The sequence below is a fragment of the Kitasatospora sp. NPDC057692 genome (assembly GCF_042799475.1).
Lineage (GTDB): Bacteria > Actinomycetota > Actinomycetes > Streptomycetales > Streptomycetaceae > Kitasatospora.
Map to the genome: position 1 here is coordinate 99,023 of NZ_JBHVIV010000012.1, position 17,371 is coordinate 116,393.

A 17,371-nucleotide genomic window follows, 5' to 3' on the forward strand; every position below is an offset into this window, starting at 1 on the left:
GGTCCGACGGGCGCAGCCACGTCCAGGGGGATGCGGCGGGCGTCAGCCCACCGGCACCGGTTCGGCCGCCGGCGGCTGCGCCCCGGCCGGGGCGGCGACCGGGTGGAACCAGCGGCGGGCGCCGAACAGCAGCAGCCCGCCCAGGCCGATCCCGCCCGCCGCGCACAGCGCCACCGGGCGCAGCGAGCCCTCCGCGAGGTGGCCCGAGACGGCGTAGCCGAGCGAGTTGCCGGTCGCGAAGAGGGTGACCAGCCAGGCGAAGGCCTCGGTCACGGTACCGGTCGGGGCCAGTTCGGCGACCAGGACGAACGCCGCCGCCAGCAGCGGGGCCAGCGCGATTCCGGACAGGAAGGCGAGTCCGGCCATCGCGGCCGGCCCGGGGAGCAGCACCAGCGGCAGGTAGCTGACGGCCATGCCGAGCGCCATCAGCCAGGTACGGGTGGCCGTCGAACTGCGCCACGGCACCGCGCCGTAGGCGAGTGCGCCGAGCAGTCCGCCGAGCGCCGCCAGCGCCAGCAGGGTGCCCGCGCCGCCGGGCAGGCCGTCCGCGGCGTGGGCCTCGGCGTAGGCGATGAACAGCACGTTCTGCGCGCCGACCGCCCAGCCGGCGCCGGCCAGGCCGATCAGCAGCAGGACCAGGCCGGGGGAGCGGAGCGGGCCGAGCAGGCCGGACGAGTGCGCGCGCGGCGGGGCCTGCCAGGCCCGGGCCGGCGCGGCGGTGGCGACGACGAGCGCCCCGGCGAGGCCGAGTGCGGCCGCCACCCAGAGCGCGGCGACCGCGCTCACCGCGCCCGCGATGCCGGCCACCGCGAGCGGGCCGGCGACGTAGAGGATCTGCTGGGAGGCGGAGTCGAAGGCGTAGGCGGTGTCGAGCTGCTCCTCCTCGACGACCTCCGGCCAGAGCGAGCGCAGGCAGGGTTCGAGCGGGGGCATCGCGAGTCCGGCGACCGCGGCGCCGAGCGGGGCGGCGATCGCCGAGCCGGGGGCCAGTGCCAGCAGGGCGTACCCGCCGCCGGCGACCACCGCGGAGACCAGCAGCACGCGGGGCTGCCCGGTGCGGTCGACGATCCGGCCGAGCACCGGTCCGCCGACGGCCGCCGCGATCGCGTACGCGGCGGTGGCCAGGCCGATCCGGCTGAACGGGGCGTGGACCTCGCGCAGCGCCAGGGCGATCACCAGGGCGGTCATGCCGGCCGGGAGGCGGCCGAGCAGGGTGCCGAAGAGGAGGCGGCCGACGTGAGGGGCGCGGAGCAGGGCGAGGTAGCCCATGGGCGGGATTCTCCGGTCTGGGCAGGGTGACGGACGGGGGTGCGACCAAGTTATACGTATAACTATCGGTCGGTCAATCGGTCCGTGTCCGGAACTCAAACAACTACTTTGAACATCTCAAAGCTTTACTGCTAATGTGTCGGCCGTGACCACCTCAGACGCACGTTCGCCGCTCGGCCCGGGCCCGCTGCCCGGTGCCGCCCGCGCGTGTCGTCTGGCCGGTGCTGTGGACAGCCCGCGCCGTTGTCGCGCCATGAGCTGTATTCAGGCGGCACGCCCCTGACCGGGGCCGGTTCCCTTCCCGTCCGGCCCGCGCGCCGTGCCGCCGCCCTCCCCCCTCGCCTCGTCATCAGCAACGCCTCCCCCGGAGCCGCACCGTCATGTCCACAGCGCCCGAGGCGACTTCGTCGCCGTCCGTGCTCGCCAGAATCCGCAAGACCCCCTTCTGGGTCCAGATCGTCGCCGGCCTCGTGCTCGGCGTCGGCCTCGGCTACCTGGCCCGCGCGGCCGACATCTCCTGGCTGGCCACCACCCTGGAGACGATCGGCCGGATCTTCGTCCAGCTGCTCAAGCTCGCCGTCCCGCCGCTGGTGTTCACCGCGATCCTGGTGAGCGTGGCGAACCTGCGGAACGTCACCAACGCGGCCCGGCTGGCCGTCCGCACCCTGCTCTGGTTCGCGATCACCTCGCTGATCGCGGTGGCCATCGGCCTCGGCCTCGGCCTGCTGACCAACCCGGGCTCGGGCACCGACCTCAAGACCGAGGGCCTGAAGGCGCCGAAGTCCACCGGCAGCTGGATCGACTTCCTGACCGGGATCTTCCCGACCAACATCGTCACCGCGTTCACCGAGGTCGAGGTCCTGCAGATCGTCTTCCTGGCGATCGTGGCCGGCGCCGCCGTGATCAAGCTCGGCGCGAAGGCCGATCCGATCCTCAAGCTCAGCGAGTCGGTGCTGGAACTGGTCCAGACCGCCCTCTGGTGGGTCATCCGGCTCTCGCCGCTCGGCACCCTCGGCCTCATCGGCAAGTCGGTCGCCAAGTACGGCTGGGACCTGCTGGAGCCCTTCGCGACGCTGACCGTCGACATCTACGTCGGTTGCGCGCTGGTGATGTTCGTCGTCTACTCGCTGCTGCTGAAGTTCGCCGCCGGCCTCAACCCGGTCAACTTCTTCAAGGGCGCCTGGCCCGCCATCCAGCTGGCCTTCGTCTCCCGCTCCTCGGTCGGCACCCTGCCGGTCACCCGCCGGGTCACCGAGCGCCTCGGCGTCCCGAGCGAGTACGCCTCGTTCGCCGTCCCGTTCGGCGCCACCACCAAGATGGACGGCTGCGCCGCGATCTACCCGTCGCTGGCCGCGATCTTCGTCGCCCAGGTGTACGGCATCGACCTCGGCATCAAGGACTACCTGCTGATCGCCTTCGTCTCGGTGATCGGCTCGGCGGCCACCGCCGGCCTCACCGGTGCGATCGTCATGCTGACGCTGACCCTCTCCACCCTGGGTCTGCCGCTGGAGGGCGTCGGCCTGCTGCTGGCCATCGACCCGATCCTCGACATGATGCGCACCGCGACCAACGTCGCCGGCCAGGCCCTGGTGCCGATCCTGGTCTCGGCCCGGGAGAAGACCCTCGACCTGGTCGCCTACAACAACCCCACCGGTGACCTCTACGACGAGGCCCCGGCCGTGATCCCGGCCCAGGGCAAGGGTCCGAACCAGGCCCCCGCGACGGCCTGACGCCCCTTTCGAACGGGTACCGCGAAGGGCCCTCCTCCCCGGGACGGGAGGAGGGCCCTTCGGCGTCGCACAAGGCGGACGGCGTCGCACAAGGCAGGGGGCCCACCGGACGGCGGGCCCCCTTGGGTACTGCAGCTCTTGTGCTCACGGTGACGGCCGGAGGCCGCCGGTGGACCCGGCGGGGTCCCGAGCGATCAGATCATCTTGAGGATGGTCAGATAAGGGTGACGTTCTCCGCCTGCGGGCCCTTCGGGCCCTGGGTGACGTCGAAGCTGACCGCCTGGTTCTCCTCCAGCGAGCGGAAACCGCTCGCGTTGATGGCGGAGTAGTGGACGAAGACGTCGGGGCCGCCGCCATCCTGGGCGATGAAGCCGAAGCCCTTCTCAGCGTTGAACCACTTGACGGTTCCCTGAGCCATGCCGTTCTCCTTGCGAGGGACGTGTCGGGGCCACACCGTGTGGCACCCGGTCCGCTGCGCTGATCGCCCTGCCTCCGGACGGGTCCGGAGTTTTTCGATATTGCTGAAAAACTACAAAAAGCCTGCGGTTACATGCTCCGCAGGCTTCAAGTACTGCAAGGGGAATCAAACTGCAACTGAGGGCAACGCTAGCATGCGGTTGCTGTGACGACCAGGGGTGACTTGCGGGCTGGACGGCGCGTGTCGTAAGGCCGTTGTGACGCTCGGTGCGGGGCTCGACGGGGTGTCCCGGAAGGGCGGTGCGGGGCTCGCGGGGCGGCGGGCATACGCTGCGGGGAGGCGCACGAAGAGCAAGGGAGCGGCGCAGTGGCAGTACCGGATGCGGAAACGCGGGAGCCCCAGGAGAACACCCCGGTCCGGCCCCGGGTCGGGCATATTCAGTTCCTCAACTGCGTGCCCCTCTACTGGGGGCTGGCCAGGACCGGCAACCTGCTCGATCTGGACCTCACCAAGGACACTCCGGAGAAGCTGAGCGATCAGCTGGTCGGCGGCTCCCTCGACATCGGTCCGATCACCTGTGTGGAGTACCTGCGGCACGCGGACGAGCTGCTGGTGCTCCCGGACATCGCCGTGGGCAGCGACGGCCCGGTGATGTCCTGCGTGATCGTCAGCAAGCTGCCGCTGTCCGAGCTGGACGGCCGGCGGGTCGCGCTCGGCTCCACCAGCCGTACCTCCGTCCGGCTCGCCCGGCTGCTGCTGGAGGAGCGCGAAGGCGTGCGGCCGGAGTACTTCAGCTGCCCGCCGGACCTGGACGCGATGCTCGCGGACGCCGACGCCGCCGTACTGATCGGCGACCCGGCGCTGCGCGCCTACCTGGGGCAGGCGGCCGGCCAGGGCCTGACCGTGCACGACCTGGGCGCGATGTGGAAGGAGTGGACCGGGCTGCCGTTCGTCTTCGCCGTCTGGGCCGCCCGCCGCGACTTCGCCGAGCGGAGCCCGGAGCTGACCGCGGCCGTCCACCGGGCCTTCCTGGAGTCCCGGGACCTCTCGCTGGTCGAGGCCCGCGAGGTGGCCGAGCAGGCGGCCCGCTGGGAGGCCTTCGACGCGGGCGTGCTGGAACGGTACTTCAGCGAGGCGCTGGACTTCTCGCTCGGCGAGCGGCAGCTGGCCGGCGTCGCCGAGTTCGCCCGGCGGGTCGCCCACGACAGCGGCTTCGCCCCCGACGTGGCCGTCCGGCTGCTGGAGCCGGCGCCCGAGCCGGTGGCCTGAGCCCTCCCGCCCGCCGATGGCACCGCGCGGTGCCGCCGCCCGATAGCGTCTGCACGCGACACGGCCCCGGCGGCGGGGCCGGGCGGGTGACGGGAGCGTGCGCGGGATGCAGGCACTGGGATCGGACGACCCGCGCCGGGTGGGCGCCTACCGGCTGCTGCGGCGGCTCGGCGCGGGCGGAATGGGGCGGGTCTACCTCGGCCGCACGGCGGGCGGCCGCACGGTGGCGGTCAAGGTGGTGCGCGGCGAACTCGCCGAGGACGCGGAGTTCCGCGCCCGGTTCCGGCAGGAGGTGGCCGCCGCCCGCCGGGTCGGCGGCGTCTGGACGCCGCCCGTCCTGGACGCCGACACCGAGGGCGAGCACCCCTGGGTGGCCACCGGCTACGTCGCCGGGCCCGCGCTGGGCGGCGCCGTCCGGCAGTACGGGCCGCTGCCCGGGCCGGCCGTGCGCACCCTCGGCGCGGGCCTGGCGGAGGCGCTGGAACACGTGCACGGGCTCGGGCTGGTGCACCGTGACGTCAAGCCGTCCAACGTGCTGCTCACCCTGGACGGGCCCCGGCTGATCGACTTCGGCATCGCCCGGGCCCTCGACGCGGCCACCGGGCTCACCCGGTCGGGGTTCGTGGTGGGCTCGCCCGGCTTCATGTCGCCGGAACAGGCCAACGGGCGGCCGTCCGGGCCGCCCGGCGACGTCTTCTCGCTCGGCGCGGTGCTCGCGTTCGCGGCCACCGGGGTGCACCCGTTCGGGGAGGGGGTGAGCGCGGCCGTCCTGCTGTACCGGGTGGTGCACGAGGAGCCGGACCTCACCGGGTTGGACGGCGGACCGCTGCGCGCGATCGTGCTCGACTGCCTGGCCAAGGACCCGGCGGCCCGGCCGACGCCCCGGCAGCTGAGGGAGCGGCTGGACCCGGACGGCGCGGCCGTCGGGCGGCTGGGGCAGGGCGGCTGGCTGCCGCCGGAGCTGGCGGCGGCCGTCGGGCGCAGCGCGGTGGAGCTGCTGGACCTGGAGGCGGAGGCCGGGTTCGGCGGCGGGCCTGTACCGGGCGGCGGGGCGGAGGGGGAGCGGACGCCGACCCACGTGCCGGGCGGGAGCGGGAGCGCCTCCCGGCGGCGGCGCGGTGCGGCGGGGCTGGCGGCCGGGGCGCTGCTGCTGGCACTCGCGGGCGGAGGGTACGGGGCGTACCGGGTGTGGGGGAGGGCCGAGCCGGGGTCCGGGCCCACCGCCGCGGGGACGGGGGCGCCCTCGCAGGCGCTGCCGCTGCCGTCGGCCTCGGCCTCGGTCTCGGGCGCAGGCACGGCTTCGCAGTCGTCCTCGCCGACGGCGTCCGCTCCGACGACGCCCGCTCCGACGACGAGCGCGGCCGCGCCGGCCGGGCCGAACGCCGTACCGGAGTCGTTCCTCGGCACCTGGAGCGGGGAGATGACCACGCAGAAGGGCGTGCCCGCGGGCACCACCACGCTGGTCATCGGCCGTGCGGCGGTCGGGAAGGACGCCGTGACCAGCCGCAACGAGCTGACCGGCCTGCTCTCGATCACCTGCGAGGGCAGCTGGACGCTCACCTCGGCCGAGACGGAGAAACTGGTCCTCAGCTCCCGGCTGGTCCGCTCCTCGCTGCCCGGCGCGTGCACCGGCGGCTCCTACGCCGAGACCCTGGCGCTGCAGAAGGACGGCACGATCCGCTTCACCTCCGCCGACCCCAGCGCCGGGAACCCGTCGGGGACGCTGCGGCGGGCGGGCTGACGCGGGGGCCGGAGAGGGCTGGCGTAGGCTGAACCGGATGCGCCCCGGTGCCCCGGCACGGAGCCGCACTCGTCGCACCAGAAGCACGTGAAGTACCGAGAGAGAGAAGGCCGCCAGGTGTCCGAGCTCGCAGCGACCACCCTCGATGCGCCCAGCACCGACCTGCAGGCCGTGCTCGACCGGGCGGCCGGCGGTGGCCGGATCAGCCCGGAGGAGGCGCTGGAGCTCTACCGCTCCGCCCCGCTGCACGCGCTCGGCTCGGCGGCCGACGCGGCGCGCCGCCGCCGCTACGCGGGTACCGAGCACATCGCGACGTACATCATCGAGCGCAACATCAACTACACCAACGTCTGTGTGACGGCGTGCAAGTTCTGCGCCTTCTACGTGCCGCCGAAGAGCGACAAGGGCTGGTCCCGCGAGCTCGACGAGATCCTGCGCCGCTGCGCCGAGACCGTCGAGCTGGGCGGCACCCAGATCATGTTCCAGGGCGGCCACCACCCGGACTACGGCGTCGAGTACTACGAGCGCGCCTTCTCGGCGATCAAGGCGGAGTTCCCGCAGCTGGTGATCCACTCGCTGGGCGCCTCCGAGGTCGACCACATGGCGCGGATCTCGGGCGTCCCGATCGAGGAGGCGATCACCCGGATCCACCGGGCGGGCCTGGACTCCTTCGCCGGTGCCGGCGCCGAACTGCTGCCGGAGCGCCCGCGCAAGGCGATCGCGCCGCTCAAGGAGTCCGGCGAGCGCTGGCTGGAGATCATGGAGGCCGCGCACGGCCTCGGCGTGGAGTCCACCTCCACCATGCTGATGGGCACCGGCGAGACCAACGCCGAGCGGATCGAGCACCTGCGGATGATCCGCGACGTGCAGGACCGCACCGGCGGCTTCCGCGCCTTCATCCCGTACACCTACCAGCCGCAGAACAACCACCTGAAGGGGTCGACCCAAGCGACCGTCTTCGAGTACCTGCGGATGATCGCCATCGCCCGCCTGTTCCTCGACAACGTCGCCCACATCCAGGGCTCCTGGCTGACCACCGGCAAGGAGGCCGGCCAGCTGTCGCTGCACTACGGCGCGGACGACCTCGGCTCGGTCATGCTGGAGGAGAACGTGGTCTCGGCGGCCGGCGCCAAGCACCGGTCCAACCTCACCGAGCTGATCCACCTGATCCGGGCCGCGGACCGCGTCCCCGCGCAGCGCTCGACCACCTACGAGCACCTGCGGGTGCTGGACGACCCGGCCAACGACCCGGTCGACCCGCGGGTCGCCTCGCACATCGCCTCCACCGCGATCGAGGGCGGCACCGCGCACCCCGAGCTGAAGATCCTCGACAACCGCTGAGGTCCCGTCCCGCCGTGCTGACCCTGCACCGGGCCGCCCTCGTGCTGCCCGACCCGGCCGATCCCACCGCCCCGTCCCACCGCGACGGGGCGGTGCTCGTGCGCGGCGAGCTGGTGGAGGCGGTCGGCCCGTACGCCGGGCTGGCGGCGGCGCACCCGCGGGCCCGGGTCCGGGACTGGGGCGACGCGCTGCTCACGCCCGGGCTGCGCAACCCGTACGGGCACCGGCTGCTGGAGCGGGCGTACCACCCGGACCCGCGGGAAGGGGTCGGGGACGAGCCGGTGCCGGAGGGGCTGGCGGGGGAGCGGGACGAGACGCGCTGCGGGGCGAGCGCCCGGCGCGGGCTGCAGCGGATGCTCGGGGCCGGCGTGACGGCGGTGGCCGGGCCGTTCGAGCGGGCCTCGGTGCGGACGGCGGTGGCCCGGTCGGGGCTGGCCGTGCTGCCGGGTGCGCCGTCGGGGGTTCTGCCGGGCGCGGGGTCCGGGCCGCTGGACCCGCTGGCGGTGCTGCCGCTCGCCGGGGCCGTGCACGGCCGGGTCGCCGTCGGGGGCCGGGCGGACTTCGCGGTGTTCGCGCCCGTGCCCGGTGCGCCGGGTGAACCGCGCGCCGGGGGGTGCCGTGCCACGGTGCTGGCCGGGCGGCTGGTGTTCCGGCGGCGCTGAGCGCGGTCCCGGATCGCGCCCGGTCCGATCCTACTCGCCGGTAGCCCCGCGTTTCGGGCCGAGCGCCCCGTACTCCCCTGCGGGACGCGGGACTTGCTTCGTGCGCCACTGAACTGCGCCTTCGTCCTCCTGGCCTGATTGTCCCTTCGTCGTGACCTGAGGGCCCGCCAGCGGATAGCATCCGGCTCAGCTCAGTCCGCACCCTCATCACACACCCGCCCGTGCCCGCGGGCGGCGGGGCCCCGTCCCAGGGCCCGAACGCAAGCCAGGACAGGAACCATGCGATCCGCGACCGTCCCCCCGCAGAGCTCCCCGCGGTTGGGCCGTGGCTGGTACCTCACCGCCGTGCTCAGCGCCGTACTGGCCGTCGGGATGTGCCTGCTGGGGTGGCGTCAGGCCGAGCAGGCCGACCGGATCGGCGCCCACCCGGTGCGGGTCGACGGCGTGGTGACCCAGCTGCCGAACGGCGGCGGCTCCTACAGCACCGTCGGCTACCAGGCGGGCGGCCAGCACCACACCGCCACCGCGCTGCCGCTGGCCGACGGCACCAGGCTCGGGGACACCGTCTGCCTGGAGCACGCCGCCGACGAGCCGAAGGCGGTGCGGATCTGCGGCGACACCTACCCGCAGCCGGTGGGCGTCGGGCTGGCCCGGTTCAGCGTGCCGGTGGCGGTGCTGCTGTTCGCCTTCTGCATGCTGCGGATCCGGCGGCACCGGCGGGAGGTGGCCGTCCGGAGCGGGCAGAACCGGTTCGCCAGCACCGTCGCCCTGGCGACCGAGGTGCTGGCCGACGGGATGCCGGCGATAACGCAGGGCAAGCGCTCGCGCCGCCGACGCCGTGCGGGCGGGCGGCGCGGCCTGCACTGAGGCGGCCCCGGACGTCCCGGAGGCGGCCCGGGCGCGCCCCGGCGGTGTTCCGGGGGTGCCCGGAAGGCGCCCCCTTGCCCGGATCGTCGGAGCCAGGGTGAACAATGGGGGGCGTGACCCGAGCCTCTCTGGACAAGCAGCCGCACGAAGTCGCCGCCATGTTCGACGACGTCGCGGCCAAGTACGACCGCACCAACGACGTACTCTCGCTCGGCCAGGCCCGCGCCTGGCGTCGCGCGGTGGCCGAGGCGGTGGACGCCGGGCCGGGGGACGTCGTGCTCGACCTCGGGGCCGGGACCGGCACCTCCTCGCTGCCCTTCGCGGAGGCCGGGGCGCGGGTCGTCCCGTGCGACTTCTCGGTCGGCATGCTGGCCGAGGGCAAGCGCCGCCACCCCGAGCTGCCGCTGACCGCCGGGGACGCCACCAGGCTGCCGTTCGCCGACGACACCTTCGACTCGGTGACGATCTCCTTCGCGCTGCGCAACGTCCATGACACCGGCGCGGCGCTGAGCGAGCTGCAGCGGGTCACCAAGCCCGGCGGCAAGCTGGTCATCTGCGAGTTCTCCACGCCGACCTGGACGCCGTTCCGGACGGTCTACACCGAGTACCTGATGCGCGCACTTCCGCCGGTCGCCACCGCGGTCAGCAGCAACCCGGACGCGTACGTCTACCTCGCCGAGTCGATCCGCGAATGGCCGGACCAGCCCGCGCTGGCCGCCCGGCTGCAGGAGGCCGGCTGGTCCAAGGTGGCCTGGCGCAACCTGACCGGCGGGATCGTCGCCCTGCACCGGGCCTACAAGGTCTGACCGGCCGGTGCGACCGGTTCCCCCGCCGGTCGCGCCGCCGTGCCGGGCTGCCGTGCGTCCGCAGCTCATAGACTCGTCCAAGCCCCAGCCGGGCCGGCCCCCGCCGGCCGGCCGACCCCCAGCAGGAGTGTGCCCACCGTGTCCGAGACCGCCGTTGACCTGAGCGCAGGCGTTGTGGAGAGCACCGCGGACGTCATCGTGGTCGGCGCCGGCCCGGCCGGGTCCACCACCGCGTACCACCTCGCGCAGGCGGGCCTGGACGTGCTGCTGCTGGAGAAGACCAGCTTCCCCCGGGAGAAGGTCTGCGGCGACGGCCTCACCCCGCGGGCCACCAAGCAGCTGGTGGACATGGGCATCGACGTGTCCACCGAGAACGGCTGGCTGCACAACAAGGGGCTGCGGATCATCGGCGGCGGGGTCCGGCTGGAGCTGGACTGGCCCGAGCTGTCGTCCTTCCCCGACTACGGCCTGGTCCGCAAGCGCGCCGACTTCGACGAGCTGCTCGCCCGTCAGGCCGAGAAGGCCGGGGCCCGGCTCTACGAGCGCTGCAACGTCAGCGGCCCGGTGCTGGACGAGCGGACCGGCCGGATCGTCGGGGTCACCGCCAAGCTCGGCGAGGAGAAGCGGTCGGTGACCTTCCGCGCCCCGCTGGTGGTGGCCGCCGACGGCAACTCCACCCGGCTCTCGCTCGCCATGGGCCTGCACCGCCGGGAGGACCGCCCGATGGGCGTCGCCTACCGCACCTACTTCACCTCCCCGCGCCACGACGACGACTACCTGGAGTCCTGGCTGGAGCTGTGGGACACCCGCGACGGGGGGCGCAAGCTGCTGCCCGGCTACGGCTGGGTCTTCGGCATGGGCGACGGCACCTCCAACGTCGGCCTCGGCATCCTCAACTCCTCGCCGGCCTTCGGCGAGCTGGACTGGCGCGAGGTGCTCAAGGCCTGGTGCGCGAGCATGCCGGAGGAGTGGGGCTACACGCCGGAGAACATGACCGACCCGATCCGCGGGGCCGCGCTGCCGATGGCCTTCAACCGGCAGCCGCACTACACCCGCGGCCTGCTGCTGGTCGGCGACGCCGGCGGCATGGTCAACCCGTTCAACGGCGAGGGCATCGCCTACGCGATGGAATCCGGCCAGATCGCCGCCGGGGTGATCGTCCAGGCCCTCGCGCGGGTGACCGACGGCGGGCGGGAGCGCGCGCTCCAGGCCTACCCGCGCATCCTCAAGGACGTCTACGGCGGCTACTACACGCTCGGTCGGGCCTTCGTGAAGCTCATCGGCAACCCGAAGGTCATGCAGCTCGCCACCCAGCGCGGGCTGACCCACCCGATGCTGATGAGGTTCGTCCTCAAGCTCCTCGCCAACCTCACCGACCCGCAGGGCGGCGACGCCATGGACCGCATCATCAACGGCCTGGCCAAGGCCGCGCCGAACGCCTGACCGGCGGGCGCGCCGTCAGCTGCCCGGCTCGCGGCCGGCGGCGGTGCGCCGCTCGACGAAGTCGAGGCGGTCGGCGAACACCCGGGCGGCGTCCGGGGTGAGCGTGCGCAGGGCGACCAGGGCGGTGAAGACCACGTCGCACAGCTCGTGCTGGACGTCCTCCCAGCTGTGGGTGACGCCCTTGCGCGGGTTCTGGCCGGTGGCGCCGATCACGGCGGCGCTGACCTCGCCGACCTCCTCGGAGAGCTTGAGGATCCGGGCGAGCCGATCCTCCTGCGGGGAGAGCGGGCTCTCCGCGTCGAGCCGGGCGACCAGCCGGTCGACGCTCTCCCAGATCCTGCTGTCCATGCGGCGCTGCTCCCGTACGGTGTCGGTGGCCTCGCGGAGGCCGGTCGGCGGCCGGTGACGGCCCGCTCCACCGTACGGGAGTGCGGCGGACGGCTCAGCGGGCGGAGATCTTCACGTTGCGGATGTTCACCGGCAGGGTGGGGAAGCCGTCGCCGGGGCTGTTCTGGTCGTCCTCGCCGCCGGCGGCGATCCTCTGCAGCACGTCCAGGCCCTCGGTGATCCGGCCGAACGGGGTGTAGGCGGGGGAGAGCTTGGTGTCCTTCCAGACGAAGAAGAACTGGCTGCCGTTGGTGCTGGGCCCCGCGTTGGCCATGGCGACGGTGCCGGCCGGATAGGTGGCGCCCTCCAGGTTCTCGTCCGGGAAGGAGTAGCCCGGGCCGCCGCTGCCGGTCCCGGTCGGGTCGCCGCACTGCAGGACGTAGATCCGCTGGGTGGTGAGCCGGTGGCAGTGGCTGCGGTCGAAGTAGTCGCGTTCGGCGAGGAACCGGAACGAGAAGGTCGTGCAGGGCGCCTTGTCGGTCAGCGCCTGGAAGGTGATCGCGCCCTGCGAGGTCTTCAGGGTCGCCTTGTACGGCCTGGCCGCCTTCCGGGCGTCGAAGACCGGGATGCCCTTGAAGTTGTCGGCCGGGACGGCCGGGGTGTAGGTGCAGGTGGTGCCGGCCGCGGCGGCGCCGGTCGACGGGGTGTCCGCGACGGCGACGCCGGTGCTCGCGACGAGCGGGAGGACGGTGGCGGCGGCGGTCAACGCCCAGTGCATGCGCCTCACGTGACGGGCCTTCCGGTGGGTGGGGGACGGCTGGGTTGGCATGGCGACATCATCCACGGCGGGCAGGGGATCCGGTAGGGGGCCGAAAACCGTTGATCGCGGGCCGCACGGTGCGCGAGGATGGCGGGCCCCGCTCCGCTCCGGGATCCGTCCGACGACGTGCGCGACTCTCGTGTGCCGGCTCCGTGTGCTTCGAAGCGCCCCGCGCCTCGAACCCTTCGAGAGGCCCGCCCGTGCGTGCTCCGTCCTCCGGTCTGTCGCGCGATCTGCCGGTGCTGTTGGTGGCGGTGGTCTGGGGGTCCAGCTTCCTGGCGGTGCAGCGGGTGGCCGGACCGGGGACGGTGGTGGCGATGCTCGTGCTGCGCTTCGGCCTGGTGCTACCCGTCCTGGGTCTCGTCGCCCGGCGGTCGCTGCGGCGGCTGCGGCGCGCCGAGTGGCTGGGCGGGGCCGGGCTGGGGCTGGTGCTCGGTGCGATCTTCCTCCTGGAGACGTTCGGCGCGGTGCACACCTCGGCGACCAACGCGGGCCTGATCATCAGCCTCACGATCGTGTTCACCCCGGTGGCGGAGAGCGCGTTGGCCCGGACGCCGCTGCCGCGGGCCTTCCTCGCGGCGGCCGGTCTGGCGGTGGTGGGCATCGCGCTGCTGACCGGGGGCGGCGGACTGCGGACCCCGGCCCCGGGGGACCTGCTGGTGCTCGGCGCCGCCGTGGTGCGGACGGTCAACGTGCTGGCCACCGCCCGGGCCCGGTCGATCCGGGAGAGCGACACCCTGGCCGTCACCTGGGTCCAGCTCGCGACCGCGACGCTGGTGTTCGCCGCCGTCGCGCCGTTCGCCGGTCCGCCGCCCTGGACGGTCGCGGCCGCCTACGGGCCGGCCCAGTGGGGCTGGCTGCTGCACCTGGCGCTGCTCTGCACACTGTTCGCGTTCTTCGTGCAGATGTGGGCCGTGCGCACCACCTCGCCCTCCCGGGTCAGCCTGCTGCTGGGCACCGAACCGCTCTGGGCCGCGGTGTTCGGCATCACCCTGGCGGGCAACCACCTCGGGCCGCTCGCCCTGCTGGGCGGCGCCCTCGTGCTGATCGGCACCGAGTGGGGCCGGCGGACCGCCGCCGCGCCCCGGCCGGAGGAGCGGGCCCGGGTGGAGCGGGAGCCGGTGTCGACGTGACGGCGGGGCGGTGCGCCTACCGGCGCCTCCCCGGGTGCGGCGGGCTTCCCGCCGAGCACCGCTCGCGCGCTTGTGAATGAAGGGTCAAGCGGACGTTCGCGGAGCCGCCACCCCTGCGAGTGAGCCCCTATAACACGTCAACGTGACGCCAAAAAATTTGCTCTCGAAGAGGCATAGTTGATATAGGTGCGCGGCGCTGACCAGCCGCTTCGCAGATAAATGCGACTGCTTGTGACCATTTGACTTCTTTGCGTCGACAAATCTCGCCATGCTCACCTTCGCGATGATTCGCGAGGTGGCGTAGATCACAAAGATCGTCCTGAACTGCGTGTCGCAGATCACAAGCCGACGGGCATAGGATGCGCTCGTTCCAGGCTTTGTGAACTGCCTCACATGAGGTGGATCTCGGGAACTGGAGTGCCGGGTTCACCGCAGTGTGACCCGTCGGTTCCGATCTGCAGTCAAGGACGACTGGACGGAGGGAGCGGGGGCTATGAATGCCTACGCGCCGATCCTCGTACTCGGTGCCATCGCGGCGGCGTTCGCGGTCGGCTCCGTCGTGATGGCCTCACTGACCGGCCCCAAGCGCTACAACCGGGCCAAGTTGGAGGCGTACGAGTGCGGCATCGAGCCGACCCCGCAGCCCGTGGGCGGCGGTCGGTTCCCGATCAAGTACTACCTGACGGCGATGCTCTTCATCGTCTTCGACATCGAGATCGTCTTCCTCTACCCGTGGGCCGTGAGCTTCGACGCCCTGGGGATCTTCGGGCTGGTCGAGATGCTCCTGTTCATCGCCACCGTCTTCGTCGCCTACGCCTACGTCTGGCGCCGCGGCGGTCTGGAGTGGGACTGACCGCTGACTTTGTGAACGTGCGGACAAGCCAACGGACTTGAGGGCATTGAGAGGGATCTGATGGGAATCGAGGAGAAGCTGCCGAGCGGCTTTCTGCTCACGACCGTGGAGACGGCCGCCGGCTGGGTGCGCAAGGCGTCGCTCTTCCCGGCCACCTTCGGGCTGGCCTGCTGCGCGATCGAGATGATGACCACCGGTGCGGGCCGCTACGACCTGGCGCGGTTCGGCATGGAGGTGTTCCGGGGCTCGCCCCGGCAGGCCGACCTGATGATCGTGGCGGGCCGGGTGAGCCAGAAGATGGCGCCGGTGCTGCGCCAGGTCTACGACCAGATGGCCAATCCGAAGTGGGTCATCTCGATGGGCGTCTGCGCCTCCTCGGGCGGGATGTTCAACAACTACGCCATCGTGCAGGGCGTCGACCACATCGTCCCGGTGGACATCTACCTGCCCGGCTGCCCGCCCCGCCCGGAGATGCTGATGGACGCGATCCTGAAGCTGCACGACAAGATCCAGCACGAGCCGCTCGGCGTGAACAAGCGCCGCGCCGAGGAGCTGGGCGAGGCGCTCGCGCTCCAGGCGACCCCGGTCAGCGAGATGCGGGGGCTGCTGCGATGAACGACCAGGTACCCGAGACCCGTCGCGAGCAGCCGCACCGCGAGATCCCGGTCGAGGTGGTCGGCCGCCGGCAGGGCATGTTCGGCGCCCAGGGCAGCGGCGACACCTCCGGCTTCGGCGGGCTGGTCGCCCCGATCGCGCTGCCGACGGCCAGCGCGCGCCCGTACGGCGGCTGGTTCGACGAGGTCGCCGACGAGCTGGAGGGCGCCCTGGAGGAGCAGGGCCTCGACCCGGCCGAGGTGATCGAGAAGACCGTCGTCGACCGCGCCGAACTCACCTTCCACATCGCCCGCGAGCACCTGCTGCGCACCGCCCGCACCCTGCGCGACGACCCGGCGCTGCGCTTCGAGCTCTGCCTCGGCGTGAGCGGCGTGCACTACCCGGGCGACCAGGGCCGCGAACTGCACGCGGTCTACCACCTGCGCTCGATCACCCACGGGCGGCTGATCCGGGTGGAGGTCACCGCGCCGGACGCCGACCCGCGCGTCCCGTCCGTGGTCGGCGTCTACCCGACCAACGACTGGCACGAGCGCGAGGCCTACGACTTCTTCGGCCTGGTCTTCGAGGGCCACCCGGCGCTCACCCGGATCATGATGCCGGACGACTGGCTGGGCCACCCGCAGCGCAAGGACTACCCGCTCGGCGGCATCCCCGTCGAGTACAAGGGCGCCCAGATCCCGGCGCCCGACCAGCGGAGGTCGTACAGCTGATGAACACCCAGCACTACGAGGAGACGCACCGGGACGGCACCGCGGAGGCGGGCGCCCGGGACACCACCGAGGGCCGGGTCTTCACGGTCACCGGCGGCGACTGGGGCGAGGTGGTCGAGGCCGTCGGCCGGGCCGACGACGAACGCATCATCGTCAACATGGGCCCCCAGCACCCCTCCACCCACGGGGTGTTGCGGCTGATCCTGGAGATCGACGGCGAGACGGTGACGGAGGCCCGCTGCGGCATCGGCTACCTCCACACCGGCATCGAGAAGAACATGGAGTTCCGCAGCTGGGTCCAGGGCACCACCTTCGTGACCCGCATGGACTACCTGACCCCGCTGTTCAACGAGACCGCCTACTGCCTGGCGGTCGAGAAGCTGCTCGGCATCACCGACGACGTCCCCGAGCGGGCCAACGTCATCCGGGTGCTGATGATGGAGCTCAACCGGATCACCTCCCACCTGGTCTGCCTGGCCACCGGCGGCATGGAGATCGGCTCCACCACCCTGATGATCTACGGCTTCCGCGACCGCGAGCTGATCCTGGACGTCTTCGAACTGGTCACCGGCCTGCGGATGAACCACGCGTACGTCCGCCCCGGCGGCCTCGCCCAGGACCTCCCGCCCGGCGCGGTCGACCAGATCCGCGAGGCCGTGAAGACCATCCGCTCCCGGATGCACGAGTACGACAAACTCGCCACCGGCAACCCGGTGTTCAAGGCCCGCCTGGTCGACGTCGGCTTCCTCGACCTGCCCGGCTGCCTCGCCCTCGGCGCCACCGGGCCGATCCTGCGCGCCACCGGCCTGCCGCACGACCTGCGCAAGACCGACCCGTACTGCGGCTACGAGAACTACGACTTCGAGGTCGCGATCGCCGACAGCGCCGACTCCTACGGCCGCTTCCTGATCCGCCTGGAGGAGATGAAGCAGTCGCTGCGGATCGTCGAGCAGTGCCTGGACCGGCTGCGCCCCGGCCCGGTCATGGTGGCCGACAAGAAGATCGCCTGGCCGGCCCAGCTCGCGGTCGGCCCGGACGGGATGGGCAACTCCCTCGACCACATCCGGAAGATCATGGGCACCTCCATGGAGGCCCTGATCCACCACTTCAAGCTGGTCACCGAGGGTTTCCGGGTCCCGGCCGGCCAGGCCTACGCGGCGGTCGAGTCGCCCAAGGGCGAGCTGGGCGTGCACGTGGTCAGCGACGGCGGAACCCGCCCGTACCGGGTCCACTTCCGGGACCCGTCGTTCACCAATCTGCAGACGATGGCGGCGATGTGCGAGGGCGGCCAGGTGGCCGACGTCATCGTCGCGGTGGCCGGGATCGACCCGGTGATGGGAGGCGTGGACCGGTGACAGACGTCCAAC

The 17,371-nt window shown here is 72.6% G+C and carries 17 protein-coding genes; 13 read left to right on the top strand and 4 right to left on the bottom strand.

What is annotated here, in order from left to right; translation table 11 throughout:
* Positions 1-42 precede the first annotated feature (42 nt).
* Positions 43-1,269 carry an MFS transporter gene (locus ACFVFS_RS10375; protein WP_380622283.1) on the bottom strand — a complete coding sequence of 409 codons (1,227 nt, stop codon included), beginning with the start codon at positions 1,267-1,269 and terminating at the stop codon, positions 43-45.
* A gap of 380 nt (positions 1,270-1,649) precedes the next feature.
* Here ACFVFS_RS10375 and ACFVFS_RS10380 point away from each other — a divergent pair, with 380 nt between their 5' ends.
* Complete coding sequence (locus tag ACFVFS_RS10380) at positions 1,650-2,999, top strand: dicarboxylate/amino acid:cation symporter (RefSeq protein ID WP_380622285.1); 1,350 nt, start codon at positions 1,650-1,652, stop codon at positions 2,997-2,999.
* A gap of 214 nt (positions 3,000-3,213) precedes the next feature.
* Here the strand turns inward: ACFVFS_RS10380 and ACFVFS_RS10385 are convergent, their stop codons facing one another.
* Complete coding sequence (locus ACFVFS_RS10385) at positions 3,214-3,417, bottom strand: cold-shock protein (RefSeq protein ID WP_344337792.1); 204 nt, start codon at positions 3,415-3,417, stop codon at positions 3,214-3,216.
* 366 nt (positions 3,418-3,783) lie between these two features.
* Between ACFVFS_RS10385 and ACFVFS_RS10390 the strand changes: the two genes are divergently transcribed.
* The 7 genes from ACFVFS_RS10390 to ACFVFS_RS10420 all read left to right on the top strand — a co-directional run bounded on the left by ACFVFS_RS10390 (position 3,784) and on the right by ACFVFS_RS10420 (position 11,546).
* On the top strand, positions 3,784-4,686 hold the full coding sequence (locus ACFVFS_RS10390; protein WP_380622287.1) for a menaquinone biosynthetic enzyme MqnA/MqnD family protein: 903 nt from the start codon (positions 3,784-3,786) through the stop codon (positions 4,684-4,686).
* Positions 4,687-4,792: 106 nt separating this feature from the next.
* Positions 4,793-6,427, top strand: coding sequence for a serine/threonine-protein kinase (locus ACFVFS_RS10395; RefSeq protein WP_380622289.1), 1,635 nt, complete (start codon positions 4,793-4,795; stop codon positions 6,425-6,427).
* A 117-nt stretch (positions 6,428-6,544) separates the two neighbouring features.
* A complete protein-coding gene (gene mqnC, locus ACFVFS_RS10400) occupies positions 6,545-7,768 on the top strand; it encodes a cyclic dehypoxanthinyl futalosine synthase (RefSeq protein ID WP_380622291.1) in 1,224 nt (407 codons plus the stop codon).
* Positions 7,769-7,782: 14 nt separating this feature from the next.
* Complete coding sequence (locus ACFVFS_RS10405; protein WP_380622293.1) at positions 7,783-8,430, top strand: hypothetical protein; 648 nt, start codon at positions 7,783-7,785, stop codon at positions 8,428-8,430.
* A gap of 279 nt (positions 8,431-8,709) precedes the next feature.
* A complete protein-coding gene (locus ACFVFS_RS10410; protein WP_380622295.1) occupies positions 8,710-9,297 on the top strand; it encodes a hypothetical protein in 588 nt (195 codons plus the stop codon).
* Positions 9,298-9,410: 113 nt separating this feature from the next.
* On the top strand, positions 9,411-10,103 hold the full coding sequence (locus tag ACFVFS_RS10415) for a demethylmenaquinone methyltransferase (protein WP_380622297.1): 693 nt from the start codon (positions 9,411-9,413) through the stop codon (positions 10,101-10,103).
* Positions 10,104-10,241: 138 nt separating this feature from the next.
* Positions 10,242-11,546 carry a geranylgeranyl reductase family protein gene (locus ACFVFS_RS10420; RefSeq protein WP_380622299.1) on the top strand — a complete coding sequence of 435 codons (1,305 nt, stop codon included), beginning with the start codon at positions 10,242-10,244 and terminating at the stop codon, positions 11,544-11,546.
* Between the two features lie 15 nt (positions 11,547-11,561).
* Here the strand turns inward: ACFVFS_RS10420 and ACFVFS_RS10425 are convergent, their stop codons facing one another.
* Both ACFVFS_RS10425 and ACFVFS_RS10430 read right to left on the bottom strand, forming a co-directional pair.
* Positions 11,562-11,894, bottom strand: coding sequence for a MazG-like family protein (locus ACFVFS_RS10425; RefSeq protein ID WP_380622301.1), 333 nt, complete (start codon positions 11,892-11,894; stop codon positions 11,562-11,564).
* Positions 11,895-11,988: 94 nt separating this feature from the next.
* Entirely contained in the window at positions 11,989-12,651 is a 663-nt protein-coding gene (locus ACFVFS_RS10430; RefSeq protein WP_380622303.1) for a peptidylprolyl isomerase, read from the bottom strand.
* Between the two features lie 242 nt (positions 12,652-12,893).
* Here ACFVFS_RS10430 and ACFVFS_RS10435 point away from each other — a divergent pair, with 242 nt between their 5' ends.
* From ACFVFS_RS10435 to ACFVFS_RS10455, 5 genes are all read left to right on the top strand, one after another.
* Positions 12,894-13,826, top strand: a complete 933-nt coding sequence (locus ACFVFS_RS10435; RefSeq protein ID WP_380622305.1) for a DMT family transporter — start codon at positions 12,894-12,896, stop codon at positions 13,824-13,826.
* 493 nt (positions 13,827-14,319) lie between these two features.
* Positions 14,320-14,679, top strand: a complete 360-nt coding sequence (locus ACFVFS_RS10440) for an NADH-quinone oxidoreductase subunit A (protein ID WP_014137597.1) — start codon at positions 14,320-14,322, stop codon at positions 14,677-14,679.
* 60 nt (positions 14,680-14,739) lie between these two features.
* Positions 14,740-15,294: an NADH-quinone oxidoreductase subunit B family protein gene (locus tag ACFVFS_RS10445; protein WP_030300882.1), complete on the top strand. Its 555-nt coding sequence runs from the start codon at positions 14,740-14,742 to the stop codon at positions 15,292-15,294.
* Entirely contained in the window at positions 15,291-16,004 is a 714-nt protein-coding gene (locus ACFVFS_RS10450; RefSeq protein ID WP_380622307.1) for an NADH-quinone oxidoreductase subunit C, read from the top strand. Before ACFVFS_RS10445 ends, ACFVFS_RS10450 begins: the two co-directional genes overlap by 4 nt.
* Complete coding sequence (locus ACFVFS_RS10455) at positions 16,004-17,359, top strand: NADH-quinone oxidoreductase subunit D (RefSeq protein WP_380622309.1); 1,356 nt, start codon at positions 16,004-16,006, stop codon at positions 17,357-17,359. Before ACFVFS_RS10450 ends, ACFVFS_RS10455 begins: the two co-directional genes overlap by 1 nt.
* Positions 17,360-17,371: the final 12 nt, after the last annotated feature.